Raw genomic sequence first — 24,417 nt, forward strand, 5'->3', positions numbered from 1 at the left:
GCATCTAGCACTTTCGTTGGATCGATTCAAATTTTGCTTGACCGGAAATGCCTGAAGACATACATTTGAATCGATCCAAGCTGCAGATTTGTTCTGCTGAATGTCAAGGGGAGGTGCGCTATGCATCCCGTCAATTATCTCTTCGAGGACATCTATCGCAACCACTGGAGTATCGGGCCGGGCGCCAGCAATTCCGGACGCCGGGGCAGGGCCGGACCTTGGATTCGCGACCTTCGCTTCCTTGTGGAGCGCAAGCGAAGCTGAGAGTTGCTTTTTTGCTCGCTGATTGGATCGATTCAATTCAAGGGGAGAAAAACCATGCATCCCATCAAGCATCTGTTCGAGGACATCTATCGCAACTACTGGGGCATTGCCCCGGCAGCCGAGCGGCCGAAGGTGCGGCGCCTGTCGAAGCCGGCCGCGCGCAATCGCGATCTTTGGGTTCGTACCGAACGTCCCAGGGATTGATGCCTCCGTATTTGGCCTCAGGAACGCGGTCGCAACAGGGCGGAAATCGCTACCCCCAGCCAGCCGGCGATGAGCAGCGTGCCTCCGGTCGGCGCCGACATCGGAAACAGTCTCGATCCGAGGAAATCGCGGGCGAGGAGATCGCCCGCGAAAAGCAGGAGCCCGACAAGCAGGACGAGGCTCGCGATCCGCAGGCAGCGATTCGCGCCGATGAGGCCGATGGCGAGGAAGACCGGCGCGTGCATCAAGAGGAACGACGCGGCCGTGCCGGTGAAGGCACCGCCGCGGTGCGCGGCCGCAGCCGACAGCGCCACGCCCGCCGCTCCGACGAGACCGCCGGCAAACACAAGGATACGGCTGGGTTCGGCGGAATTCATGTCGGCATCCCTCTAAAGCCTCTCAGGACTCTAGCGCTTCTAGCGCCATATGCCGTGTGCGCCGCGACTGGACGATCCAGTTGTAGACAGCGCCGCCGGCCATCAGCACCGATGTGCCGAGAAACACAGCCCTCATGCCGAAATGACCGCCGACGAAGCCCCCCGTCAACGGTCCCGCAACCTGCCCGACATACTGCGCCGAGATCGCCAGGCCAAGCACATTGCCGCCGACGCCGTCCGGAATGTTGTGGCGGATGACGCTGGTGATGCAAGGCAGCAAGCCGCCGAGCGCCAGACCCATCAGGAAGCGCAACCCGATCAGTTGCCAGCCATTGGTGACGAAGGCTTGGGGAATGAGCAGCAGGGCCGAGACGGCCAGCGCCCCGACGACGACGTTCCAGTGGCCGACGCGGTCAGCGAGCTTGCCGAGCCAGGACGCCGACAGGATGGTGCCCAGCGCTGCCGCCGACATCACGACGCCGGCGACCATCGTCACCCGGCTCTGATCCTCGATGAGCTGCTGCACATAGACGGTGATGATCGGCTCGATCGACATGTTGGCGAAGGCCAGCAGCATGCCGGTTATCAACATGGCCACGACCGGGCGCTTGTCCGGAATCCGTGACCAGCCGCTTTTCGGCCTGGCGCCCTTTTCCGCCTTTACCGGCTTGGGGCGCGGGGTCTCCTTGATGAGGAAGGTCGTTGCCAGGAAGGCCAGGAAAATGACCCCGCCGGACAGAAGGAAGGTGGCGCGAATGCCGATCACTGGGGGCAGCGCACCGCCCATCAGGGGGCCGACCAGCGAGCCGGCCGTTATCCCCGCCGACAGGACGCCCAGCGCCCAGCCGGAACGGTCCTTGGGCGTCTGCATGGCCACCAATATGGTCGACCCCGAGGAATAGCCGCCGGCAAAGCCGATCAGCAGGCGCAGCAGCACCAATTGCCAGACCGTCTCGACCATGCCGGTCAGCGACATGCAGATCGCCATGCCGAAGCTGGCGCGCACCAGCATCACCTTGCGGCCATAGCGGTCGCCCAGCCGCCCCCACAACGGCGCGACCAAGGCCGCGGCGAAGAAGGTGGCGCCATAGGCGATGCCGGACCATTGCACGATGGCGGCGTGACCCTGCGCGCCGAGCTGTTCCACATAAAGCGGCAGGAAGGGCAACAGCAGGGTCATGGCGATGAGCGTGCTGAACGAGCCAGCGAAACAGACGGCGAGATTGCGCCGCCAGTGGATGTTGTAGCCGCTCTGTTGCGTGTCTTCCTGTGTCATGCCCTGCCTGCTCGATATCAGCGCTTGTTGCGGATACCATTTTGGGATACCAAACTGGTATCCGTCATGAACTCCAACCCGGCTGCTGTCAATGCGGCTTCGGAACAAGGAAACGCTATGTCGCAGATGCAGAATGTCGAACGGCAGTTGCGCGAGATGATCCTGGGGCTCGAGATCGGCCCAGGCGAGAAATTGACCGAGCGTTGGATCGAAGGCCGCTTCGGCGCTTCGCGCACGCCGGTCAGGGCAGCGCTGCTGCGGCTGGAGACCGAGGGGCTGGTGGGCAGGGATGGCCGCGGCTGGACGGTATCGCCCATCAACCTTGCCGAGCTCGAGCAGATCGCGGTCTACCGCGAAGCGGTCGAGGTCGCGGCGGTGCGGCTGACATGCATGCATGCCGAAAGCAGCGCCATCGACGTCATCGAGGCGATGCTCGATTCCTGCGACCAGAATACGCCGCGCGAGGAGTGGCATCGTGTCGGCATGGATTTTCACATCGAGCTGGCGCGCCTGTCGGGCAACGAATTCCTGTTCAGGGCCGTGCGTGATGCCATGACGCGCCTGTCCCGCGCCCGCTGGCTGGAGGTGCGTGACGAAGCGGCCCTTGGTCGCGCCTGGGCCGAACACCGCGCCATTCTGGCCGCGGCACGCCTTGGCGATGCCGATGAGGCGGCCCGCCTGCTTTGTGCCCACATCGTCGGCAGCCGCGACCGGCTGGTGACGTCGCTCGCCAACGACCGACGCGGCCTTCGCGCCAGGGGATTTGCCGTCGTGGCTGCTTAGCACCTGTGTGGGGCAGGGCGCTCGCCGGCAAAAACCGGCGGCGCCTGATGCCAAGCGCACTTTCGGCCTCGCTTCACGGACGCCGATGGCGTAAGAGCGGCGATGGAAAACAACCGATTTGAAACACCCGTGACCGTCAAGTCCGTCACGGCGGGAAGCACTCAGCTCTTGCGCACGGCCCGCGAGGCATCCGAATACCTGCTCAACAGCTGGCCCGGCAAGCGCAGTCCCAAGCATCGCGCGGCGCTGCAGGCCTGCCACGATGCGCTGGCCGGCGACAAGCCGGCCATGAACGCGCGGCGCGCCTTTATCGCTGCGGCGCGCGAAGTGGACGTTTTTGTCAGCGACAAGGCCCCTGCCTGACGCAGAGCCATAGACTGGATTGAGGCAAGGCCCGCATATGCGGGCCTTTTGCCGTCATTCCGCCGTTTCGTTTTCGATCTCTGCCTCGGGCTTGGAACGTTCGCGCGCGGCAACCTTGGCCGCCAGCTTTTCGGCCTTCTTCGCCGCCTTTTGCCGGTCGCGTTCCTTGCGTTCCTGATCGTAGTTTGGTGCTCGCGCCATATCGGTTCCTTTTGACCTGCCTTGCGGCTCTGACCTTGCCTAGGAGCATTAGCCGTCAAACACAACAGCTGAAACGACAGTGCGCGTGCGCGGCCCCGGAGATCCGTGGGGGCTTGCCAGATCGGCGCCATAATGATGTAGGAAACGCGGGGCGCCAGCGTATTTGAGAGCTGCCCGTTTGTTTTTGACCAAGTGAGTCATGGCCACAATTGCGCGGACGTCGGCAAGGGTTTTCTACTATGCGCGAAACGTCGTGCGCGATGTCATTCCACAAGCCCTGTTCCGCCGCAGGCTGGCCACTCGCCTCGAACAGGCCATGCTTTCCGACGAGGCAGCGCGCCGGCGGCTGAATTACTACAACAAGCTGCAGGATGGTTTCGCGCCAAGCGCCAATGCGGTGCGCATCAGCAAACTGCCCTTCACGCCGACCATGTACTATTACGACCTGAAGGAATTCGCCCGCTATTTCGACCCCGGATTGCTCATCGACGTCGAATTCGGCGACGTCAGGGACGTGCCGAAGGTGCCGACGATCGTCAAGGATCGGCCGATCCGTGATGACGACCAGAACGCGGTCATCATGAAGCTCGACAAGTTCCGTCACTTCCAGATGCCGGCTGACACCATCCCGTTCGCCAACAAACTGCCTTTGGTGGTCTGGCGCGGCGACCTCAACAATCCGATCAGGACACGGTTTCTGCAAGCGGTGCGCGACCTGCCATTCTGCGATGCCGGCTCGCACAAGCCGAACGCACCGGCCGAATACGCCAAGCCCTTTCTCAGCATCAGCCAGCACCAGCGCTACCGCTACATCGTCTCGCTCGAGGGCAATGACGTGGCGACCAACCTTAAATGGATCCTGAACTCGAAGTCGCTTTGCCTGATGCCGCCGCCGACATACGAGACATGGTTCGCGGAGCAGCAGCTCGAGGCCAATGTCCACTATGTGCCGCTCGATCCGGATTTCGCCGATCTCGGCGAAAAGGTGCGCTATTTCGAACGCCATCCGGCGCAGGCAGAGCGCATCATTGCCGGGGCCAATGCCTATTGCCGGAAATTCTCCAATGAGCGAGCCGAGCAGGCGATCTCCCTGCTCGTGCTCTACAAATATTTCGTGCTCAGCGGCCAGATCGAACCGGATCCCGAACTCTGGCGCTTTATCGAGGGCTAGCGCGCCTCGGCCTGATGGTCAGATGACGCTGCGATCGAGAACCATGTCGGCAGGGCCGAAGCGATCCTTTGCCGTCAATTGCTGGTGCCAATACGGGTAGAGCACGGGCGGCCGGCTGACCGCGTCGAGGCGCTGGCGTTCCTCAGGGCTGAGCGCCAGGCTTGCGGCCGCGAGATTGTCCTTGAGCTGGGCATCGTTGCGGGCGCCGATCACCAGCGAGGAGACGGCGGGGCGGCCGAGCAGCCAGGCCAGTGCCACCTGAGCGGCCGATACGCCGCGAGCCTTGCCGATCTCGACCAGCACATCGACGATCCGCCAGAGCCGGTCCTCGTCGCGGATCGGCGGCTCGGACCAGCCAGCGAGTTGTCGTGCGGTCGGGCTGTCGCGGTGGTATTTGCCGGACAGCAGGCCGCCGGCGAGCGGGCTCCAGACCAGCACGCCCAGTCCCTGGTCGACCGAGATCGGCAGCAGTTCATATTCCGCCTCTCGCGCCTCCAGCGTGTAGTGGATTTGCTGGGTGACGAAGCGCTGCTGGTGGCGGCTGTCGCTGATCGAGAGCGCCTTCATCACCTGCCAGCCGGACCAGTTGGAGCAGCCGATATAGCGCACCTTGCCCTGGTTGACCAAAGTGTCGAGCGCCGCGACCGTTTCCTCCACCGGGGTAAGCCCGTCCCACTGGTGGACGAAATAGATGTCGATGACGTCGGTCTTCAGCCGCTTCAGGCTCTTCTCGCATTCGCGGATCAGGTGGTGGCGCGACAGGCCTTCGTCGTTCGGTCCACTGCCGATCCGCATGCGCGCCTTGGAGGCGATCAGCACGTCGTTCCTGCGCTTGCCGCCGAGCGCCTCGCCGATGATTTCCTCCGACAGGCCGTTGGAATAGACATTGGCGGTGTCGATGAGGTTGATGCCGGCGTCGATGCACATGTCGATCATGCGCCTGGCTTCGCCAAGATCGCTGTTGCCGACCGCGGCGAAGGGCCCGGTGCCGCCGAAGGTCATGGTGCCCAAAGTCAGTGTCGAAACCTTCAGGCCCGAACGGCCAAGGGTGCGGTATTCCATGTCAGTCCTCGCGATTGTGTTGAATTGGGGGCGGGGCCGAAGGGCAGCCCGCAATGCGACTGGGGATTTGTAGGACAATTCGGCCGGCTTGTCGCCATGCCATGGTGATGGATCGATTGGACAGAGCGGACGCCGCGCGGCCGCTATATCGCGCCCGGGCTGCAATAAAACCGTCACTGCCGGTCTATATTGAAGTCGGCTCAGGTGTTTCCCTTCCAGGCTGCTGGCCAGCAATTTGGGGCGCCGTATGGGAACCGACAGGGCTTGCAAGCGGAGCAGTGCAAATGACTGAGCTAAGACAGAATTCTCCCGCCAAGGACTGGCTCGAAGCCGAGCTCGCCGACACGCTCGACGAAGATTATGAGCTCGAAATGTCGGAGCCGGCGCTGTCGATGGAGATCGCCAAGATCTACAAGAACGCGCATCCGCCTTCGATCGACCGCATGCAATATTTTCGCGACCTGATCACCCTGCAGTCCGAATTGATCAAGCTGCAGTCCTGGGTCGCCTACCACAAGAAGAAGCTGGTGGTGATTTTCGAGGGTCGTGACTCCGCCGGCAAGGGCGGCGTCATCAAGCGCATAACCCAGCGGCTCAACCCGCGCATCTGCCGTGTCGTGGCGCTGCCGGCGCCGACCGAACGCGAGAAGTCGCAATGGTATTTCCAGCGCTATGTCCCGCATCTGCCGGCAGGCGGCGAGATCGTGCTGTTCGACCGCTCCTGGTACAACCGCTCCGGCGTCGAGCGGGTGATGGGCTTTGCCGATGCCGGCCAGGTCGAGGAATTTTTCCGCGACGTCCCCGAGTTCGAGCGCATGCTGGTGCGCTCAGGCATCACCGTGGTCAAATACTGGTTCTCGATCACCGACGAGGAACAACAGATGCGCTTCCTGATGCGCATCCATGACCCGATGAAGCAGTGGAAACTGTCGCCGATGGATCTGCAGTCGCGCGTGCGCTGGGAGCAGTACACCAAGGCCAAGGAAGAAACCTTCGCCCGTACCAACATTCCCGAGGCGCCCTGGTTCATCGTCGAGGGCAATGACAAGAAGCGGGCGCGGCTGAACTGCATCGATCATCTGCTCAAGCAGATGCCGTATGAAGAGGTGCCGCACGAGGAGATCACGCTGCCGGAACGCGTCTTCAATCCCGAATACGAGCGCCAGACGCTGCCGCGCGAACTGTACGTGCCGGAAAAGTATTGAGGCGGATGAAGCTGCGATCTCCCCCCACGTGGGGGGAGATTACGCTCCCCACCTAACCCCGCTTGATCACCACATGCGTGGCAAGCGCAGTCGCCACCTGCTCGCTGCATTGATATCCAAGCTTCAACATATCCAGGCCGGCGAAGAGGTGCTCGCCCTCGCCAAGCAGCACCGGCGAGATTGCCAGATGCATCTCGTCGATCAAGCTCTCCTGCAGATATTGCCGGATGGTGGCGACGCCGCCGCCGATCCGCACGTCCTTGCCGCCGGCGGCCGCCTTTGCCTGCTCGAGCGCCGAATGGATGCCGTCGGTCACAAAATAGAAGGTCGTGCCGCCTTCCATCGTGATGGGTGCCCGCGCGTGGTGCGTCAGCACGAAAACCGGCACATGGTAGGGAGGGTTGTCGCCCCACCAGCCTTTCCAGCTGTCGTCAGGCCATTCGCCGCGGATCGGCCCGAACATGTTGCGGCCGAGGATCCAGGCGCCGACATTTTCGAAACTGCGCGCGGCGAACGCCTCGTTGATGTCGGTGGTGCCGCCATCTTGCCCGAGCACCATCTTACGGAAAGTGCGGGTGCCGACAAACCACTTGTGCAAGGATTCCCCACCGATGCCGAGCGGATTTTGCAGATCCTGATCGGGGCCGGCGCCATAGCCGTCGAGCGATAGGGTGAATACGTTGACACGCAGCATGGACATAAAAGTCTCCTCGGTAACCAGTTGTATTTTGCAATCGGTTGTTGTTTAGCAAACCGATTGCGAATTGCAAGCGCTATTTTCCAAGGCGAAAGGACACGTGCCCGGACCTCGCCGCCAAGCGATGTCCGTATTGTTTCGTGGTGATCGGTTCGGATGATAACCGGCCGCTGGGACGGCCGCCGATCGCCCGACGGGTGAAGCGGGTCAGGAAGCATCCTCTGGAGGCATTCGCCATGCCTCCTGGCGACATGCGGGCTGCCGGCCGCCTCCGGCCGTGCGCGTATCATAGCCGCCGCTGCCTGTCTTTGTCTGCGGGAATTCGAAAGAACCGCCGACCGGTCGAAAGAGTGGTGACATCTACTGAAAGGCTTTGCCGGGGAGGCTACCCCTTCAGCATTTCGGCCACTTCGGGCGCGAAATAGGTCAAGATGCCGTCGCAGCCGGCGCGCTTGAAGGCGAGCAGCGATTCCAGCATCGCCTTCTCGCCGTCGATCCAGCCATTGGCGCCCGCCGCCTTGATCATCGAATATTCGCCCGACACCTGGTAGGCGAAGGTCGGCATCTGGAATTCGTCCTTCAGCCGGCGGATGATGTCGAGATAGGGCAGGCCGGGCTTGACCATCAGCATGTCGGCGCCCTCGGCGATGTCCTGCTCGGCCTCGCGCACCGCCTCGTCCGAATTGGCATGGTCGATGTAGTAGGTCTTCTTGTCGCCCTTGAGCAGGCCGGCGGTGCCGACGGCCTCGCGATAGGGGCCGTAGAAGGCCGAGGCGAACTTGGTCGCATAGGACATGATCGCCACGTCCTGAAAACCATTGGCGTCGAGCGCGTCGCGGATGGCGCCGATGCGGCCGTCCATCATGTCGGAAGGCGCGATGATGTCGGCGCCGGCCGCTGCCTGGATGACGGCCGCCGCCGCGACCTGTTCGACCGTTTCGTCGTTGACGATGATGCCGTCGCGCAGGATGCCGTCATGGCCGTGGCTGGTGAACGGGTCGAGCGCGGCGTCGGTGATGATGCCGATCCCGGGCACCGCGTCCTTGATCGCGCGCGTGGCGCGGTTGATGATGTTTTCCGGGTCGAGGATGTGCGAGCCGGTCTGGTCGCGTAAGGCCAGTTCGACATTGGGGAAGGTGGCGAGCGCCGGAATGCCGAGCTTGGCCGCGCGTTCAGCCTCCTTGACGGCAAGATCGACCGACAGGCGGAAGACGCCGGGCATGGCGGCGATCGGCTCGCGTACGTTCCTGCCCTCGACAACGAAAATCGGCCAGATCAGGTCGTCGACCGTAAGCCGGTTCTCCTGCACCAGGCGGCGCGACCAGTCGGCCTTGCGCATGCGGCGCAGGCGGCGGCTGCCGGTGACGTCGTCGACGCTGCGCGCGCCGGCCGGCTTTGTCGGGGTGAATTTGTTCATGGCCAATACTCCGGATCAGCGGGTTTTATCACGAGCCCCTGTCGCTGACCAATGCGACACGATTGTGCCAGGCCGAAGCCGCCAATCTCCTCCCTCGTGGGGCAGAGGCCCGGCAGGACAGAGGGGCGCTGTCCGGCCATGCCCATCCGGTCAAGGCTGGCCGTTACCCGAAAGAATCTGCGCAGCGCCTCCAATTGCCACACGGAACGCCTCGTCGAAGCTGACGCCACGCACCTGCCAGCGATAGGTCTTGCCGTGATCGGCGAGGCGCCAATCGGCGATCCAGCCGAGTTCCTTGTCGCTCCATACGATGCTGCCGGCGAGCGCTTGCGCGCCACCGGCTTGTTTGGCCAGCAGATCCAGCCTTGCCATATCGTCGTTGCGTAGCTCTTTTTCCCCCAGATCGGCCAACTGCTCCGCCTTCGGAAATACGACATGCATCAACAGCGGATCGGTGGCATTGGCGAAAGACTCGCGCATCGCCTTGCCTCGCTCTTCCTCGGTGCTGAGCGCGAAATGTCTCCCGCCCTGTTCGACGGTGAGAAAGACGGCGAGCGTTGGCCGCTCGCCAAGCCAGGGTTTGCTGCCAAGCTGCGCGAGCAGCTTGTCGACCGTGGTGGGCTTGTAGAGACAGGTCAGATCATGCGGCCGGTCATGCGTGCCTTGCTCGTCATGGATCGGAATGCCCTCCAGCCGGTCGTGGTAGCGGAAGGCGTCGACAAAATCGCCGGCCTTGTCGCGCATAGCCGCCATTTCGGGTTTCTCCAGCAGGCGTTGATCGCCTGAAACCCTGACCAGGACCCGGTCCAGGCAAGCCCTGAAGCCTATCCGGCGGTTCACCTCGCCCTGTCCGGTGACGATGGTCCGCGACTGGTAGAGATCGTCGGTCGTGATGGCGAATGCAGCACGCGGTGCAAAGCCGGTTGTCACAAGTACGACCGTCAAAAGCACGGCACGAAGAAATCCGGGCATGGCCAACTGTTCCCCGAAGCCGTCCACGCCGCAATATCGGCGTCGCTTGCGACGGCGGCGATCTTCGTAGCACCGGCCGCCGCTGGTCGCCAAGACCACGGCGCAGAGGCTGCTGCCATTGACGCACCCAAGCGCCGCCTTTAGCACTTCAGTCCCGCAGGCGCGGGGGAGGGATTCTCTGGCGATGGATTTTGATGGAGGCGACGAAATTCGCTTCGAGCGCTTGGGCAGGGCCGGCGTCGTCACGCTGACGCGGCCGCAGGCGCTCAATGCCGTCACCCATCGCATGGTCATGGCGCTGGGCGTGGCCCTGCGTGCCTGGGAGCGCGACGACGGCGTGGATGTCGTCGTCGTCAAGGCCGAGGGCAGGGCATTTTCGGCCGGAGGCGACATCCTGCACATCTACGAAGCCGGCCGGGCCGGAAAGCCGCCGGTCGAGTTCTTCGCCGACGAGTATCGGCTGAACGCCCGCATCAACAGCTTCAAGAAACCCTATGTGGCGCTCATCGACGGCATCGTCATGGGCGGCGGCGTCGGTATTTCCTTCCACGGCTCGCACCGGGTGATGACCGAGAATGCCCAGTTCGCCATGCCGGAGGTCGGCATCGGCTTTTTCCCGGATGTCGGCGCCAGCCATTTGCTGCCGGACCTTGGCGGTTCCTTCGGCATGTATCTGGCCTTGACCGGCAACCGCATCCGCTATGGCGATGCGCTGTGGTCGGGGCTGGCCACCCACACCATCAAGGCCGAAGACCAGGCAAGCTTTCTCGATCGGCTGGTGCTGACCGGCGATCCGGAAGCGGTGCTGCGCGGGTTCTTTGTCCAGGCAAAGCGGGAGACCGACAGGCCGACGCTGGAAGCGATCTCCCGCCATTTCGCTCAGCCTTCGCTGCAGGATGTCATCGACAGTCTGGATCGCGCGGCGGGCACCGATGAATTCGCGGCAAAGACCCTGGCGACGATGCGCACGCGCTCGCCCACCAGCCTTCGCGTCGCCTGGCGGCAGATCAGCGCCGGGCAGACCTTGTCGATGGACGAGTGCATGAAGATGGAGTTCCGCATCCTCAACCGCATGCTTGCGGGCCACGATTTCTACGAAGGCATCCGCGCCGCCATCATCGACAAGGGGTCGAAGCCGCAATGGCGGCCGGCAAGCCTCGACGCGGTCGGCGAGGCGGATGTCGAGGCCTATTTCGCTCCGCTCGGCGAACAGGAACTCCAGGTATGAGCGAGGTGACGTCGAGACGCGTCGTGCTGCAGCCCTCGACGATCGAGGTGATCTTCGCCTGGTTCCAGCGCGTCATCGCGGGTTACTGCCTGCTGTTCGGCATCCTGTACTGGATCAAGCTGATCGGCTTCTATCCAGGCCCGCTGTGGCGCTTCGACCTGATGCCGGTGCACTGGCAGGTGGCTGCGGTGGTGCTCGCCGTGTTTTTCCCCTTTGCCGCGGCGGGGTTGTGGATGCTGGCCTCGTGGGGTCCGGTTATCTGGTTCATCTGCGCGGTCACCGAGACCGTCATGTATGCCGGTTTCCCCGAGCTTTTCGGCCATCGGCTGCTGGTTGTCATCTCGCATGCGGCGGTGGCGCTGCTCTACATCGTCTTTCGCGTCGTCATCTGGCTGCAGAAACGCCCGGTTCGGCACTAAGCCGTTGAGGGCATTGACGACCTGGCGAACGCCCGGATCGAGGGCTGCGATGACTGCCTAAGCCTTTAGGTTAATTATCCTTACTCGGGTGACCGTTCGTTAAGCCTCTTCCGAAACCTCTTACCGGTAAGCTCTTGTTAGCCCTAGCGTTTAAGTCGAATTTTATGAGTATTCGATAGTGTCGCGATCAAGGTGAAAAACAAAAAATCACCAGGGCGACAAACGAGAGGCAAAGACAATGATCAATTCGCGTCCGGCGGCGAAGACCGCCAACGTTTCCGACGATCGCCGCGAGGCTATCCGTTCACTGTACATGGAATCGCTGCAGCTGGTCGAGCGGCTGCACCGCCGCCTGCTTGATGTCATCAAGGACGAATTCGACCGCAATGGCCGTTCCGACATCAACGCCATCCAGGCGCTGCTGCTCTTCAACATCGGCAATTCCGAGCTGACCGCCGGCGAGCTGCGTTCGCGTGGCTACTATCTCGGCTCGAACGTCTCCTACAATCTGAAGAAGCTGGTCGATCTCGGCTTCATCAACCACCAGCGCTCGCGCATCGACCGCCGTTCGGTCCGCGTTTCGCTGACGCCGAAGGGCAACGAGGTGGCCGAGGTCGTCGCCGGTCTCTATGAGCGCCATGTCGGCTCGATCGAGCAGGTCGGCGGCATCAACACCGATGAGTTCAAGCAGATGAACCGCGCCCTGCAGCGGCTCGACCGCTTCTGGAACGACACCATCGCGTATCGTATGTAAGCCATCCGCATCAGATCTGGCCCGCGCCATAGAAGCGCGGCCGAAATGTCGACCTCTGGTCAAGGCCGGTGCCGAAAGGCATCGGCCCTTTCTTTTGGGCCTACCGGCTACGGGCTCCGCCGGCTTCCCTGACGGTCTGGGCCACTAATCCCCCCTTAGCGGCGTAGCTCTGGCGGGATAGTCGAGAGCGTGGCGTTGGCCACCATGTCTTCGAGCTGCCGTTCAGTGATGTGAAGCATTGGGGATGGGTCGGCTTTCAGGCGCTCGTGCTCGGCCAGAGCCGCCTCAATATTCGTCGGTCGTGTAGCGATTTTGGCGCACATGATGGCCAATCGCCCACTTCGCGGGCCGCTCATCTTTGAAAAACTACAAGTGCGAGGCGTAGTAGCTGTAGAGCTTGTAAATCCGGCCATCCATGCTGTCCTCCATGTCCGCCGTGCGGAGTCCTATGGAGCCGCGAATCCCGGTGCAGCGGCAGATTTCTTCGGACCTACGGCTTCAGCGGGCAGAATTCCTCGTGGAAGTAGGCAAGCGCCTGTTCGGCCTGGCCTGGCTCGCCGAAGAACGGACCAATCGTTTCGGGCTCACGCGTCAGGTCGCAACTGCCCTCGGTGTCGGTCGTGCATATCTTCATTAGTCCCTTCAGCGCGATGGTTACCGGCGGATTGTCGAACGACAGGCCGGTTACGCCGCCAAGTCGCAGTTCGTAGGTCAGGCGGTAATAGATGGCGCCGTCCTCCTCGAACTGCTGTTCGGCTCTGTAGGTGCAATCGTCCAGCCGGGTGACGATGAACCTCAGCGTTTCAGTTCTGTCGCCAACCTCGTTCGGGCCGGTGCTGGTAAAGACCGCCGGCGATCTGGACACCTGCTTCAGCGGTTCATCGGCCTGCTGCCCGTATTTGGGGATCGCGCCCCGTTCCAGGCCGTGCACGAAATAGGCAACCGTTTCCTCCGGCGTTGGGCTGCTGCCGTTTGGACCTCCGGCCAAAGCGAAGGCCGCGACGACTGAAAGGACACCTGGCATGGTCTCATTCCTCGCGTTGGACTGGCTTGTCAGTGTATCATCATCATCGGCCAGCGGTTCATTGGTCGATGTCGCGGCCGCCGATCGCGCATCGGTACCGAAAAAGCACGGGCTCTTCATTTCGCTGCGTCGCCCGAAGCAAATCGCGGGCCAAGGCCACGTTGCCGCCATATTCCAATGGAACCGAGGATGCCGGTGAGGCTGTGGTCCAGGCCGTGTGTTCACCCGGAACCGGACGGTGCGTCACGCGTTTGTGGCCGAACCGATGCCGACATGGTTGGCTAATTGTTAAGATTGCCAACTTTAGAGTGCGGGCAAATCGCCCCTTGATCGAATGCTACAGGAATGTCTGGAACGTCCATGAGAACCAGCCGCCGCTTTTTCCTTTCCGGAGCCTCGTTGCTCGCCGCAGCCATGGTGGCCGGCCGTGCGAGCGCGCAGGATGTGATCGGGGATATCCTGAAATCCTCGGCCCGCGGCAATTGGGACGACCAGTTCGATGCCCGCGCCAGCGAAGGCGGCAAGGTGGCCTCGACGCTGCCGATCTTCAGCACGCAGACCGTTGCGTTTACCGAGCAGGCGGTCGCGCAGTATCAGAACATTGTCGGGCAGGGCGGCTGGGTAGAGGTTCCCGCGACCAAGAAACTGGAACTCGGCGTCGATGACCCGGACGTGGTGCCGTTGCGCAAGCGGCTGATGGTTTCCGGCGACCTGTCGCAGAGCGCTGGTATTTCGACGGCCTTCGATTCCTATGTCGATTCGGCCGTCAAGCGGTTCCAGTTGCGCCACGGCTTGCCGGCCGACGGCTCCATGGGCAAATACACCTATGCGGCGATGAATGTTTCAGCGCAGATCCGGCTCGGCCAGCTGCAGACCAATCTGCAGCGGCTGAAGGAGAAGGCCGGCACGCTCGGCAGCCGCTATGTGCTCGTCGACATTCCGGCCGCACAGATCGAAGCGGTTGAGAATGACCGTGTCGTACTGCGCCACACCGCTATTGTCGGCAAGATCGATCGCCAGACGCCGATCGTCAATTCCAAGATCAACGAAATCATCGTCAATCCATACTGGAACGCGCCGGTCTCGATTGTGCGCAAGGACATCATTCCGTTGATGCGGAAGGATCCCAACTATCTGAAGAACAGCCACATCCGGCTGTTCGCGCCGGATGGCAGCGAAGTCGATCCGATGAATGTGGACTGGTCGACGGATGATGCGGCCAAGTACCGGTTCCGCCAGGATCCCGGTTCGGAAAACGCCATGGCGTCGGTCAAGATCAACTTCCCGAGCCCGGACGGCGTCTACATGCACGACACGCCGCAGCAGAGCCTGTTCGGCAAGATGATGCGCTTCGATTCCTCGGGCTGCGTGCGCGTTCAGAACGTGCGCGATCTCGTCACCTGGATCCTGCGCGACACGCCCGGCTGGGACCGTCAGCATTTCGAGGCCGCGATCAAGACCGGCCAGAACACGCCGATCCAGGTCACCAACCCGGTGCCGGTGCACTTCCTCTATCTCTCGGCCTGGTCGACTGGACCCGGCGTCGTGCAATTCCGCGACGACGTTTACGCGTTGGACGGCGCCAGCGAACTGCAGATTACCTCTTCGCTCTAAGAGACTGATAGTTCTAACGAAAGGCCGCTCGAAAGGGCGGCCTTTTTGTTTGGGGGATCGTTGGTCGTTTCGACGCATCGGGAGGTTGATGCTGGACGATGCTCGATTATCCAGAAAAGGAGCAGCGCCGACATCCGGCATTCACGTCCGAATCCCTGGACACCGGCGCTGTGCATACGCTCGCCGGCCGTGGCGCGCGCGGTGTGCGGCCGGCCACCTGGTCCCCCTAGGCAGCCTTGCGTTGACGCCAGGTGCCGGCCTTTTTCTGTTATCAGCTCGATGCTGGCCATACAGTCTGCTGCCCGTCCGCCATTGCCGTCCGGCGCTGTCTGGACGCGACGCCGACGATTGCGCATGGTTCGCCAAACAGCCGGAATCGCGCCATGCAAGCCGCCATCTTCGTCCTCGTCGTGCTCGTTTTCGTCGCCGTTTCCGGCGCGCTGGTGCGGCTGGTGCGGGTGCCGCTGCCGGTCCTGCAGATCGCGATAGGCGCTGCCCTTGCCTGGCCGGTGCGCGGCATCCATGTCGAGATCGATCCGGAACTGTTCCTGCTGGTGTTCATTCCACCGCTGCTGTTCAGCGACGCCTTCGGCGCACCCAAGCGCGAGCTGATGGCGCTGCGCGGCCCGATCCTTGACCTCGCCATCGGCCTCGTCTTCTTCACCATAGTCGGTTTTGGCTATGCCTTGCATTGGCTGGTGCCGAGCATTCCGCTGGTCGTTGCCTTCGCGCTCGCGGCGGTGCTGTCGCCGACCGATGCGGTGGCCGTCTCCTCGATCGTCGACAGGAATGTCGTCCCGGCGCGGCTGATGCACATTCTGGAAGGCGAGTCCCTGCTCAACGATGCGTCGGGCCTGGTCATGTTCCGCTTTGCCGTCGCGGCGGCATTGACCGGCAGTTTTTCCTTTGCCGCCGCTTCGCTGAGTTTTCTCTACGCCGTGGCTGCCGGGATCGTAGCTGGAGTGGCCGCCTTGTTCGTTGCCGCCAAGGCACTGCAACTCTTGAACCGCATCGGCGGCGTACCGGCCGAGCCGCAGGTGCTGATCACCATCCTGCTTCCCTTCGTCGCCTATCTTGGCGCCGAGAATTTCGGGGCCTCGGGCATCCTGGCCGCTGTGACCGCCGGCCTGCTGACCGGGAGCACCGGCATATTCCGCTTTCTCGGCGTCTCTGCGCGCATGCAGACGATCTCCTTGTGGACGACGTTTTCCTTCGTCTTCAACGGCGCGCTGTTCATCGTGCTCGGCCTGCAACTCCCCGAAATCATTCGCAAGGTGCCGCCCGAGCTGTCCAGCCGCCATTGGCTTCTGGAGCCGGTGCTGACGGTTCTGCTGCTGACCCTTTGCCTGATCGCGCTCCGCTTCGTCTGGATCTGGATCGGCGACATCACAGCGGGTTTTGCGGCGCGGCTCGGCAAGCGCAAGGCCGAACCGTTCGGCCTGCGCGTGCGGCTCGCCGGATCGGTGGCTGGCGTGCGCGGCGCCATCACACTGGCCGGCATATTGTCGCTGCCGCTGGCCTTGCAGGACGGTTCGCCATTCCCCGCGCGCGACCTGGTCATCTTCCTCGCCGCCGGCGTCATCATCTGCTCCCTGCTGATCGCAAGCCTGGCCTTGCCGGTGATCGCGCGCGGCTTGGTCGAGCCCGGCGAAGACGCCGGTGCTGCCGAGGAACGCATGGCGCGTGTCGGCGCGGCGAAGGCGGCGATCGCTCACCTTGAGAGCCTTGCGCAGACGGATGAGGAGGAGGGCGATGTGCCCGGCCTCAAGCTCGCCGCCGCCAACGGCATCGTCGCTGCCTATCGGCGCCGCATCGCGGCGTCCGACGAGGCCGATGAGGCGCGCGCCGAGATGCGCGAGGCGGGAAGGCTGGAGACCGATCTGAGGCTCGCCGGTATCGCAGCCGAGCGTGACGCGTTGCGCGCCATGCTTCGCCGCGGCGAGATCAACGACCACACAGCGCGGGCGCTGTTCACCGAGATCACCCTCTCGGAGGCCCTTTTGAACGGCAGACAGACACGGAAATAGGACCGGTGATGCTCGGGGGCTGCGGATTTGCAGTCTCTGCCGCAAACCGGCCAGCAAATTTCGCGTCGCAAACGTGGCGGGTCGAAAACAACTGTGTTAATGGCGCGGCAATGCGTGTCGCCCAAAAGTGTGCAGCGGTTTTGGGGCAACGATAGGCATAAACAAATTGCCCCGAACCGGAGGATTTCAGGCCATGGCAACAGCAGCGGCAGCGTCGAACAAATTCGAGTCCTTCTTCGAAACCACGCTGGAAGACGCCGATCCGGAGATTTTCGGCGCCATCCGCAACGAGCTTGGCCGCCAGCGCCATGAGATCGAGCTGATCGCCTCGGAAAACATCGTTTCCCGCGCGGTGCTCGAGGCGCAGGGGTCGATCATGACCAACAAATACGCCGAGGGCTATCCGGGCAAGCGCTACTATGGCGGCTGCCAGTTCGTCGACGTGGCCGAGGAACTGGCCATCGAGCGGGCGAAGAAGCTGTTCGGATGCAATTTCGCCAACGTCCAGCCGAACTCCGGCAGCCAGATGAACCAGGCGGTGTTCCTGGCGCTGCTGCAGCCCGGCGACACCTTTATGGGCCTCGACCTCAATTCCGGTGGCCATCTCACCCACGGCTCGCCGGTCAACATGAGCGGCAAGTGGTTCAAGGTCGTCTCCTACGGCGTGCGCAAGGAAGACCATCTGCTCGACATGGATGCCATCGAAAAGACCGCGCATGAGACCAAGCCGAAGCTGATCCTGGCCGGCGGCACCGCCTATTCCCGCATCTGGGACTGGAAGCGCTTTCGCGAGATCGCGGATGCAGTCGGCGCCTATCTGATGGTCGACATGGCGCATATTGCTGGCCTCGTCGCCGGCGGCGTGCATCCCTCGCCATTGCCGCACGCCCATGTGGTGACGACCACCACGCACAAGTCGCTGCGCGGCCCGCGCGGAGGCATGATCCTGTGCAACGACGAAGACATTGCCAAGAAGATGAACTCGGCAGTGTTCCCCGGCCTGCAGGGCGGCCCGCTGATGCATGTCATCGCCGCCAAGGCGGTGGCCTTTGGCGAGGCGCTTAAGCCGAGCTTCAAGGTCTATGCCGAGAGCGTGGCCGCCAACGCCAAGGCGCTGGCTTCGAGCCTCAAGGAGACGGGCCTCGACATCGTCTCCGGCGGTACCGATAACCATTTGATGCTGGTCGATTTGCGCCCCAAGAACGCCACCGGCAAGCGCGCCGAGGCGGCCCTTGGCCGCGCCAACATCACTTGCAACAAGAACGGCATTCCCTTCGACCCGGAAAAGCCCTTCGTCACCTCTGGCGTGCGTCTCGGCACGCCGGCCGGTACCACGCGCGGCTTCGGCCAGGCCGAATTCCGCGAGATCGGCAAGCTGATCGCCGAAGTGCTGGATGGTCTCAAGATCGCCAATTCGGACGAGGGCAATGCCGCGGTCGAGGCGGCGGTCAAGGCCAAGGTCGTGGCGCTGACCGATCGTTTTCCGCTCTATCCTTATCTCGGCTGACCATCCTTATCGATTGACCAGGCGCGGAGCGTCATCTTTTATCCGCCGGCGGTGCGCCACCCCTGATCGGGTGGCGCATGGAACTGGAGAAACGATGATGCGCAATTTTCGTATCGCCTTGCTCGGCGCTGTCGGCTGGCTGGCCATTTGTGGACTTGCTTCGGCGCAGACACAGCCCGCTCCGGACATGCCTGCCACGAGCACCTTCGGCCGATGGACAACCATGGTCGATACACTCGACACCGGCCAGGATACGCACAAGACCTGCGCGGCTTCGACGGCGTTCTTCGATGCGAGCGGCAATTCTGGCACGCTGACCTTGTCGATCTCGACAGGCGATGCGCTGCCGCCTGATGCCTATCCGGCCATCATGCTCACCGTTGACAACAAGCAACTGCCGACCGGCACGAAGATCCCGGCGACGTTCGGCGATCCCGGCGTCAAGGTTTCGGCAACGGTCTATTCCAACGATGCGGGCATCGGCCGTCCGAGCTGGACGGTCGACAATCAGGCCAAGACCGGTCTCGCGCTGCTGCGAGCAATGCGCCAGGTCGTGTCGCTCGACGTGACTTTCGGCAAGCAGGCCTTCGCTAGCATCCCGATGGACGGCTTCACCAAGGCCTACCGCAACCTCGGGACGTCTTGCGGCTTCCCGACAAAGGACGTCGCGCCGTGACGGCCCGGTTCCACTAGGGACCGCGGATGGACATTGTCTGGAAGGGTGTGGTCGGCGGGCTGGTGACGGCGCTGATCGTCTGGGCGTCCAGGCGGGGCAATATCCTGCCAGGGATTTTGCCGCTGGCGCCGACCTTTGCCGTCATTGCCTTGCTCGCCGTCAGCGCTAAGGGCGATCCGGGCGGTTTTCGCGATGCCTGCCTTGCCGGGATGAAGACAATTCCCGCCTATCTTGCCTTCCTCGGCGCCTGCTGGTTGTTCATCGACAAGGTCGACTATCGCCTGGCCGTCGCCGGCGGCATCGCCGTCTGGCTGGTTGCCGCGCTGGCAATCTTCCTCGCGCCTCGCTATCTCTGATGCGGGCAGTCCGTTGAAGTGACGGAACGGCTTCAATCCCGGTCGGAAAGGCTCTAAGCCTTTCGCCTCACCAGATTCGCGAACCCAAGGCTCTCCATGCGCTGTCCCTATTGCCAGTCCGAAGATACGCAGGTGAAGGATTCGCGCCCCGCCGAGGATGGCGCGGCGATCCGCAGGCGGCGTGTCTGCCCCGATTGCGGCGGCCGGTTCACCACCTTCGAGCGCGTGCAGTTGCGCGATCTGGTCGTGGTCAAGAAGTCGGGTCGTAAAGTGCCGTTCGACCGCGACAAGCTGCTGCGCTCGGTCGAGATCGCGGTGCGCAAGCGCAATGTCGATCCCGAACGCATCGACCGCGCGGTGACCGGCATCGTGCGCCAGCTCGAAAGCTCCGGCGAGACGGAAGTGGCCTCCGGCGAGGTCGGCCGGCTGGTCATGGAGGCGCTGAAGTCGCTCGATGACGTCGCCTATGTGCGTTTTGCCTCGGTCTACCGCAATTTCCGCGAGGCCAAGGATTTCCACGAATTGCTGGGCGAGTTGAAGGGCGACGAAGACAAGAGTGAAGAGGACGCCGGCTGAGCATGGCAGCATCGCAACTGAGCGAGGCCGAACAAACGGCCCTTGATCGCCGTTTCATGGCCGCCGCCTTGCGGCTTTCGCGCAGGAATGCCGGCCGCACCTCGACCAATCCCTCCGTGGGCACGATCATCGTGCGCGACGATGGCGCTGGCCCGATGATCGTCGGCACCGGCGTCACCGCGGTCGGCGGCCGGCCGCATGCCGAGACCGAGGCGCTGGCCGAGGCCGGCGAGCTCGCGCGTGGTGCCACCGCCTATGTCACGCTAGAACCTTGCGCGCATCACGGCCGCACCCCGCCTTGCGCCAATGCGCTGGTCAATGCCGGCATTGCGCGCGTCGTGGGGGCTGCCAGCGATCCGGATCCGCGCGTCTCCGGCAAGGGCTATGCCATCCTGCGCGCCGCCGGCATCGTGGTGGTGGAGAAGGTCCTGGCCACGGAAGCCGCCGAGCAGATGGCGGGCTATTTGATTCGATCTCTGCGAAAACGCCCGGAAGTGACGCTGAAACTTGCGCTTTCGAGCGACGGCAAGATCGGCAGGAAAGGCGCCGGCCAGGTTGCGATCACCGGCGAGATCGCGCGCCGCGACGTCTATCTGATGCGCGCGGAGTCGGATGCCATCCTGATCGGCATCGGCACGGCGCTGGAGGATGATCCGGCGCTGACCGTGCGCTTGCCGGGGCTGGAAAACCGTTCGCCGGCACGCATCATCCTCGATCGCCAGATCCGGCTGCCGGAAGCCTCGAAGCTGGTTTCCGGTGTCGATCGCGTGCCGCTCTATGTTGCTGCCTGTCTTGAAGCCGATCCGCACCGGCGCTCGGCACTCGAACGCGCCGGCGTACGCTTCATCGGCACCGAAACCCATGACGGCGTCGTCGCCTTGCCGGAACTGCTAGAAGACCTGGCAGCACTCGGCATGGCAAGCGTGCTGGTCGAGGGCGGCGCCCAGGTCGCCAAGGCATTCCTCGACGAAGACCTGGTCGACCGCATCGTGTTATTCCAGGGGCCGGAGGCGATCGGCGAGGATGGCATTGCATCGCCGGTCGATGCGGACCATATCCCGGCAGGTTTCCGCAAGCTGCGCGAAATGCGCTTCGGCGAGGACAGCTACGCCGAGTGGGTAAGGGACCTCTAGAGCCGGATGATTTCAGGTCGAGTAGACCTGAAATCTGAATCCGGCTCTAAATCTAAAGAGATAGAGCATGATGTCGTCCGAAAACCGCTTCACACTTTTCGGCATCATGCTCTAGGGATCAGCATCGATGTTTACCGGAATTGTCACCGATATCGGCACCGTCGCGGCCGTTAGGCCGCTCAGCGAAGGCGTCGGCTTGCGCATCGATACCGCCTATGACCCCGAAACCATCGCCATTGGCGCCTCGATTTCCTGCGGCGGCGTCTGCCTGACGGTCACGGCGCTGCCCGAACATGGCTCGAACGCGCGCTGGTTCGAGGTCGAAGCCTGGGAAGAGGCCTTGCGGCTGACCACGGCTTCGAGCTGGAAATCCGGCAGCAAGGTCAATCTCGAACGGGCGCTGAAGATCGGCGACGAACTCGGCGGCCATATCGTGTCGGGCCATGTCGACGGCACCGCCGAGCTCGTCGAGCGCAAGGACGAGGGCGACGCGGTGCGCTTCACGCTGGAGGCGCCGCGCCATCTGGCCAAATTCATCGCGCCAAAGGGTTCCGTCGCGCTCGACGGCACCTCGCTCACCGTCAACAAGGTCGAGGGCACCCGCTTCGACGTGCTGTTGATCCACCACTCGCTGACCGTGACCACCTGGGGCGAGCGCAAGGTCGGCGACCGCGTCAATATCGAGATCGACACCATGGCCCGCTACGCCGCACGGCTGGCGGAGGCGGCGAAAGAGGGGCTCTAGCAAGTCTGCCGGGGATCAGCCGGTGCAACGCACCTGGCTCCTCCAGCAATCTTCCGCTTGCGATCAATCCGGCTTCGGCCTAAGTCACCGGCAACCCCCCGGAGACTTTTATGGCTGGTATATCCCAACACGGCAAAGCCTTCATTCGTCCGAAGGCGAAGGCGCATCTGCTGATTGTCGAAGCGCGCTTTCACGACGACCTTGCCGACGCGCTGCTCGACGGCGCGACGAGCGCGCTCGAGGAAGCGGGCGCGACTTACGACGTCGTCACCGTTCCAGGTTCGCTCGAAATTCCCGCAGTGATCACCTTCGCGCTGGATGGCGCGGCGGAAGGCGGCACAAATTACGATGGTTTTGTCGCGCTCGGCACGATCATCCGTGGCGACACCTATCACTTCGATATCGTCGCCAATGAATCCAGCCGCGCGCTGATGGACATGTCGGTGCAGGACTCTGTCTGCATCGGCAACGGCATCCTGACCACCGAGAACGATGCCCAGGCATGGACGCGGGCCAAGCGCTCGGAAGGCGACAAGGGCGGCTTTGCCGCGCGTGCGGCGCTGACCATGATCGCGCTGAAGGAACAATTGGGAGCCCGATCGTGAGCGAACCCGCTTCACCCGGACAGCCCGCTGTGCGCCACGCCAACAAGCGCGGCGCCGCCCGGCTGGCCGCCGTGCAGGCGCTCTATCAGATGGATGTCGCCGGCAGCGGCGTCTTCGAGATCACCGCCGAATATGAGGCGTTCCGCCTTGGCAAGGAAGTCGACGGCGCGCTCTATCGCGAGGCGGATGCCCAATGGTTTCGCGCCATCCTGACCGGTGTCGTCGAGGACCAGAAGACAATCGATCCGGTCATCCGCCAGGCGCTGACCGATGACTGGCCGCTGTCGCGGCTCGATTCGACACTGCGCGCCATCCTGCGTGCCGGTGTCTATGAATTGATGAAGCGTGAAGACGTGCCGGTGGCGGTCATCGTTTCGGAATATGTCGACATCGCCAAGGCCTTCTACGAGGAAGACGAGCCGAAGCTGGTCAATGCCGTGCTCGACCGCGTGTCACGCCGGGTGCGCGGCGAGGGGCGCGGCAAGGACGCATCGTGACGGCCATCGCCGTCGGGACGGGCAGGGAGGCGCGGCGGACCGCGCTGATACTTGCCGCCTCGCAGGCGATCATCGGCTCGGCGGCACCGATCGCCATTTCGATGGGCGCGCTGGCCGGCCAATACCTGCTCGGCGCCGACAAATCGCTGGCGACGGCGCCGATCACCGGCTTCAACATCGGCGTCGCGCTCGGCGCCTTGCCCGCCGCGGCCATCATCCGCCGGCTCGGCCAGCGCGGCGGCTTCATGACCGGAACCGTCGTCACCGCGCTTGGCGGCCTGATTGCCACGCTGGCGCTTTTCCACGGCAGTTTCTGGCTGTTCGCATTCGCGCTGCTGGTGATCGGTATCGGTGGCGCCTTCGTCCAGCAATTCCGCTTCGCCGCCGCCGATAACGCGCCGCCGCAGTTCAAGGCGCGCGCTATCTCCTTCGTGCTGGCAGGCGGCATCATCACCGCCATCCTTGGGCCGCAGATCGTCATCTTCACCCGGGAACTGCTCGCACCGGTAATGTTTGCCGGCTCGTTCGCGGCCATTCCGGTGCTGGCTGCGGTCGGCGCCGTTATCCTGTCGTTTCTACGCATCCCGGTGAGGGCCACCGGCCGCACGGAAGCGGCGTCCAGCGATGCCAGGCCCCTGTCCGAAATCGTCACCAGGCCGCGATTCGTCGCCGCGCTGTTCTGCGCCGTCGGCAGCTATGCGCTGATGAGCTTCGTCATGACCGGCGCGCCCCTGGCCATGGTCGGCTGCGGCCTGTCGGAGGACGATGCGACGCTCGGCATTTCCTGGCATGTAATGGCGATGTTCGCGCCGAGTTTTTTCACCGGCTCGCTGATCCATCGCTTCGGCGCCGAGCGCATCGTCGCCATCGGCCTGATCCTGCTTATCGGCTGTGCTGCCGTTGCCTTGTCGGGCCTGGCGCTGTGGCAATTCTGGACGTCCCTGATCCTGCTCGGCCTTGGCTGGAATTTCGGCTTCATCGGCGCCACCGCCATGGTCGCGGCCAGCTACCGGCCGTCGGAAAAGGGCAAGGTGCAGGGTTTCCACGACTTCGTCCTGTTCGGCTCCGTCGCCTGCGCGTCGCTGCTGTCTGGCATGGTCTACAACGCCTGGGGCTGGGAGATGCTGAACTGGATAATCTTTCCTGTCACAGTTCTGTGCTTCGTCGCCCTCGGCGCGCTCAAGTTGACGGCCCCGCGCAACGCGCGCACCTGATCCCCGAACTGTTGTCGAGCTGGCATGATGCTGTCAGGATTGCTTCGGTT

General features: G+C 63.3%; 27 protein-coding genes. 19 read left to right on the forward strand and 8 right to left on the reverse strand.

All coding sequences use genetic code 11. The features are described 5' to 3' along the window. Window positions 1–318: 318 nt before the first annotated feature. The gene (locus tag MAFF_RS40180) at window positions 319–468 is read left to right on the forward strand and encodes a hypothetical protein (RefSeq protein WP_080512006.1); all 150 of its coding nucleotides are present in this window, start codon (window positions 319–321) and stop codon (window positions 466–468) included. 17 nt (window positions 469–485) lie between these two features. Here MAFF_RS40180 and MAFF_RS34050 read toward each other — a convergent pair whose 3' ends face one another. Together MAFF_RS34050 and MAFF_RS34055 are read right to left on the reverse strand one after the other, a co-directional pair. Next, window positions 486–845, reverse strand: a complete 360-nt coding sequence (locus MAFF_RS34050) for a DUF423 domain-containing protein (RefSeq protein WP_010915574.1) — start codon at window positions 843–845, stop codon at window positions 486–488. A gap of 22 nt (window positions 846–867) precedes the next feature. Then, window positions 868–2,121, reverse strand: a complete 1,254-nt coding sequence (locus tag MAFF_RS34055) for a multidrug efflux MFS transporter (RefSeq protein ID WP_010915575.1) — start codon at window positions 2,119–2,121, stop codon at window positions 868–870. A 117-nt stretch (window positions 2,122–2,238) separates the two neighbouring features. Between MAFF_RS34055 and MAFF_RS34060 the strand changes: the two genes are divergently transcribed. Continuing rightward, entirely contained in the window at window positions 2,239–2,904 is a 666-nt protein-coding gene (locus MAFF_RS34060; protein ID WP_032933350.1) for a GntR family transcriptional regulator, read from the forward strand. 102 nt (window positions 2,905–3,006) lie between these two features. After that, window positions 3,007–3,267: a DUF982 domain-containing protein gene (locus MAFF_RS34065; protein ID WP_010915577.1), complete on the forward strand. Its 261-nt coding sequence runs from the start codon at window positions 3,007–3,009 to the stop codon at window positions 3,265–3,267. A gap of 54 nt (window positions 3,268–3,321) precedes the next feature. Here MAFF_RS34065 and MAFF_RS40185 read toward each other — a convergent pair whose 3' ends face one another. After that, the gene (locus MAFF_RS40185) at window positions 3,322–3,468 is read right to left on the reverse strand and encodes a hypothetical protein (protein ID WP_019857598.1); all 147 of its coding nucleotides are present in this window, start codon (window positions 3,466–3,468) and stop codon (window positions 3,322–3,324) included. 199 nt (window positions 3,469–3,667) lie between these two features. Between MAFF_RS40185 and MAFF_RS34070 the strand changes: the two genes are divergently transcribed. Beyond that, a complete protein-coding gene (locus tag MAFF_RS34070; RefSeq protein ID WP_010915578.1) occupies window positions 3,668–4,639 on the forward strand; it encodes a glycosyl transferase family 90 in 972 nt (323 codons plus the stop codon). Window positions 4,640–4,657: 18 nt separating this feature from the next. Here MAFF_RS34070 and MAFF_RS34075 read toward each other — a convergent pair whose 3' ends face one another. Then, the gene (locus MAFF_RS34075; protein ID WP_010915579.1) at window positions 4,658–5,701 is read right to left on the reverse strand and encodes an aldo/keto reductase; all 1,044 of its coding nucleotides are present in this window, start codon (window positions 5,699–5,701) and stop codon (window positions 4,658–4,660) included. 284 nt (window positions 5,702–5,985) lie between these two features. Here MAFF_RS34075 and ppk2 point away from each other — a divergent pair, with 284 nt between their 5' ends. Continuing rightward, entirely contained in the window at window positions 5,986–6,906 is a 921-nt protein-coding gene (gene ppk2, locus MAFF_RS34080) for a polyphosphate kinase 2 (RefSeq protein ID WP_044550210.1), read from the forward strand. 52 nt (window positions 6,907–6,958) lie between these two features. Here ppk2 and MAFF_RS34085 read toward each other — a convergent pair whose 3' ends face one another. From MAFF_RS34085 to MAFF_RS34095, 3 genes are all read right to left on the reverse strand, one after another. Next, a complete protein-coding gene (locus tag MAFF_RS34085) occupies window positions 6,959–7,606 on the reverse strand; it encodes a dihydrofolate reductase family protein (RefSeq protein ID WP_010915581.1) in 648 nt (215 codons plus the stop codon). A 382-nt stretch (window positions 7,607–7,988) separates the two neighbouring features. Next, a complete protein-coding gene (hemB, locus tag MAFF_RS34090; RefSeq protein WP_010915582.1) occupies window positions 7,989–9,020 on the reverse strand; it encodes a porphobilinogen synthase in 1,032 nt (343 codons plus the stop codon). Between the two features lie 150 nt (window positions 9,021–9,170). Beyond that, window positions 9,171–10,238: a DUF2066 domain-containing protein gene (locus tag MAFF_RS34095; RefSeq protein ID WP_244420694.1), complete on the reverse strand. Its 1,068-nt coding sequence runs from the start codon at window positions 10,236–10,238 to the stop codon at window positions 9,171–9,173. On the opposite strand from MAFF_RS34095, the gene MAFF_RS34100 reads away from it, so the two are divergent. The 3 genes from MAFF_RS34100 (at window position 10,177) to ldtR (ending at window position 12,393) form a co-directional block, all read left to right on the forward strand. Beyond that, on the forward strand, window positions 10,177–11,220 hold the full coding sequence (locus MAFF_RS34100) for an enoyl-CoA hydratase/isomerase family protein (RefSeq protein WP_010915584.1): 1,044 nt from the start codon (window positions 10,177–10,179) through the stop codon (window positions 11,218–11,220). The genes MAFF_RS34095 and MAFF_RS34100 overlap by 62 nt on opposite strands. Continuing rightward, window positions 11,217–11,639 carry a DUF6163 family protein gene (locus MAFF_RS34105; protein ID WP_010915585.1) on the forward strand — a complete coding sequence of 141 codons (423 nt, stop codon included), beginning with the start codon at window positions 11,217–11,219 and terminating at the stop codon, window positions 11,637–11,639. The genes MAFF_RS34100 and MAFF_RS34105 overlap by 4 nt, the downstream gene beginning before the upstream one ends. Before the next feature lie 238 nt (window positions 11,640–11,877). Then, complete coding sequence (ldtR, locus tag MAFF_RS34110; RefSeq protein ID WP_008875359.1) at window positions 11,878–12,393, forward strand: transcriptional regulator LdtR; 516 nt, start codon at window positions 11,878–11,880, stop codon at window positions 12,391–12,393. Between the two features lie 490 nt (window positions 12,394–12,883). Here ldtR and MAFF_RS34115 read toward each other — a convergent pair whose 3' ends face one another. Beyond that, window positions 12,884–13,417: a hypothetical protein gene (locus MAFF_RS34115; RefSeq protein ID WP_010915586.1), complete on the reverse strand. Its 534-nt coding sequence runs from the start codon at window positions 13,415–13,417 to the stop codon at window positions 12,884–12,886. 360 nt (window positions 13,418–13,777) lie between these two features. On the opposite strand from MAFF_RS34115, the gene MAFF_RS34120 reads away from it, so the two are divergent. The 11 genes from MAFF_RS34120 (at window position 13,778) to MAFF_RS34170 (ending at window position 24,367) form a co-directional block, all read left to right on the forward strand. Then, on the forward strand, window positions 13,778–15,031 hold the full coding sequence (locus MAFF_RS34120; protein ID WP_032929885.1) for a L,D-transpeptidase family protein: 1,254 nt from the start codon (window positions 13,778–13,780) through the stop codon (window positions 15,029–15,031). Between the two features lie 383 nt (window positions 15,032–15,414). Further along, window positions 15,415–17,058: a Na+/H+ antiporter gene (locus tag MAFF_RS34125; protein ID WP_044550223.1), complete on the forward strand. Its 1,644-nt coding sequence runs from the start codon at window positions 15,415–15,417 to the stop codon at window positions 17,056–17,058. A gap of 193 nt (window positions 17,059–17,251) precedes the next feature. Next, window positions 17,252–18,565 (forward strand): serine hydroxymethyltransferase, encoded by a 1,314-nt coding sequence (glyA, locus tag MAFF_RS34130; RefSeq protein ID WP_010915590.1) that lies wholly within the window; start codon window positions 17,252–17,254, stop codon window positions 18,563–18,565. A gap of 97 nt (window positions 18,566–18,662) precedes the next feature. Further along, the gene (locus MAFF_RS34135) at window positions 18,663–19,241 is read left to right on the forward strand and encodes a hypothetical protein (RefSeq protein ID WP_156315183.1); all 579 of its coding nucleotides are present in this window, start codon (window positions 18,663–18,665) and stop codon (window positions 19,239–19,241) included. 26 nt (window positions 19,242–19,267) lie between these two features. Then, a complete protein-coding gene (locus tag MAFF_RS34140; protein WP_010915592.1) occupies window positions 19,268–19,597 on the forward strand; it encodes a GlpM family protein in 330 nt (109 codons plus the stop codon). A gap of 96 nt (window positions 19,598–19,693) precedes the next feature. Next, window positions 19,694–20,173 carry a transcriptional regulator NrdR gene (nrdR, locus tag MAFF_RS34145; RefSeq protein WP_010915593.1) on the forward strand — a complete coding sequence of 160 codons (480 nt, stop codon included), beginning with the start codon at window positions 19,694–19,696 and terminating at the stop codon, window positions 20,171–20,173. Window positions 20,174–20,175: 2 nt separating this feature from the next. Further along, on the forward strand, window positions 20,176–21,306 hold the full coding sequence (ribD, locus tag MAFF_RS34150; protein ID WP_010915594.1) for a bifunctional diaminohydroxyphosphoribosylaminopyrimidine deaminase/5-amino-6-(5-phosphoribosylamino)uracil reductase RibD: 1,131 nt from the start codon (window positions 20,176–20,178) through the stop codon (window positions 21,304–21,306). Window positions 21,307–21,433: 127 nt separating this feature from the next. Further along, on the forward strand, window positions 21,434–22,051 hold the full coding sequence (locus tag MAFF_RS34155) for a riboflavin synthase (RefSeq protein ID WP_010915595.1): 618 nt from the start codon (window positions 21,434–21,436) through the stop codon (window positions 22,049–22,051). Window positions 22,052–22,161: 110 nt separating this feature from the next. Further along, window positions 22,162–22,656, forward strand: coding sequence for a 6,7-dimethyl-8-ribityllumazine synthase (gene ribH, locus MAFF_RS34160; protein ID WP_010915596.1), 495 nt, complete (start codon window positions 22,162–22,164; stop codon window positions 22,654–22,656). Continuing rightward, window positions 22,653–23,153: a transcription antitermination factor NusB gene (nusB, locus tag MAFF_RS34165; protein WP_032929891.1), complete on the forward strand. Its 501-nt coding sequence runs from the start codon at window positions 22,653–22,655 to the stop codon at window positions 23,151–23,153. Before ribH ends, nusB begins: the two co-directional genes overlap by 4 nt. Further along, entirely contained in the window at window positions 23,150–24,367 is a 1,218-nt protein-coding gene (locus MAFF_RS34170) for an MFS transporter (protein WP_010915598.1), read from the forward strand. Before nusB ends, MAFF_RS34170 begins: the two co-directional genes overlap by 4 nt. Window positions 24,368–24,417: the final 50 nt, after the last annotated feature.

Source organism: Mesorhizobium japonicum MAFF 303099, assembly GCF_000009625.1.
In the GTDB taxonomy this organism is placed as follows: Bacteria; Pseudomonadota; Alphaproteobacteria; order Rhizobiales; family Rhizobiaceae; genus Mesorhizobium; species Mesorhizobium japonicum.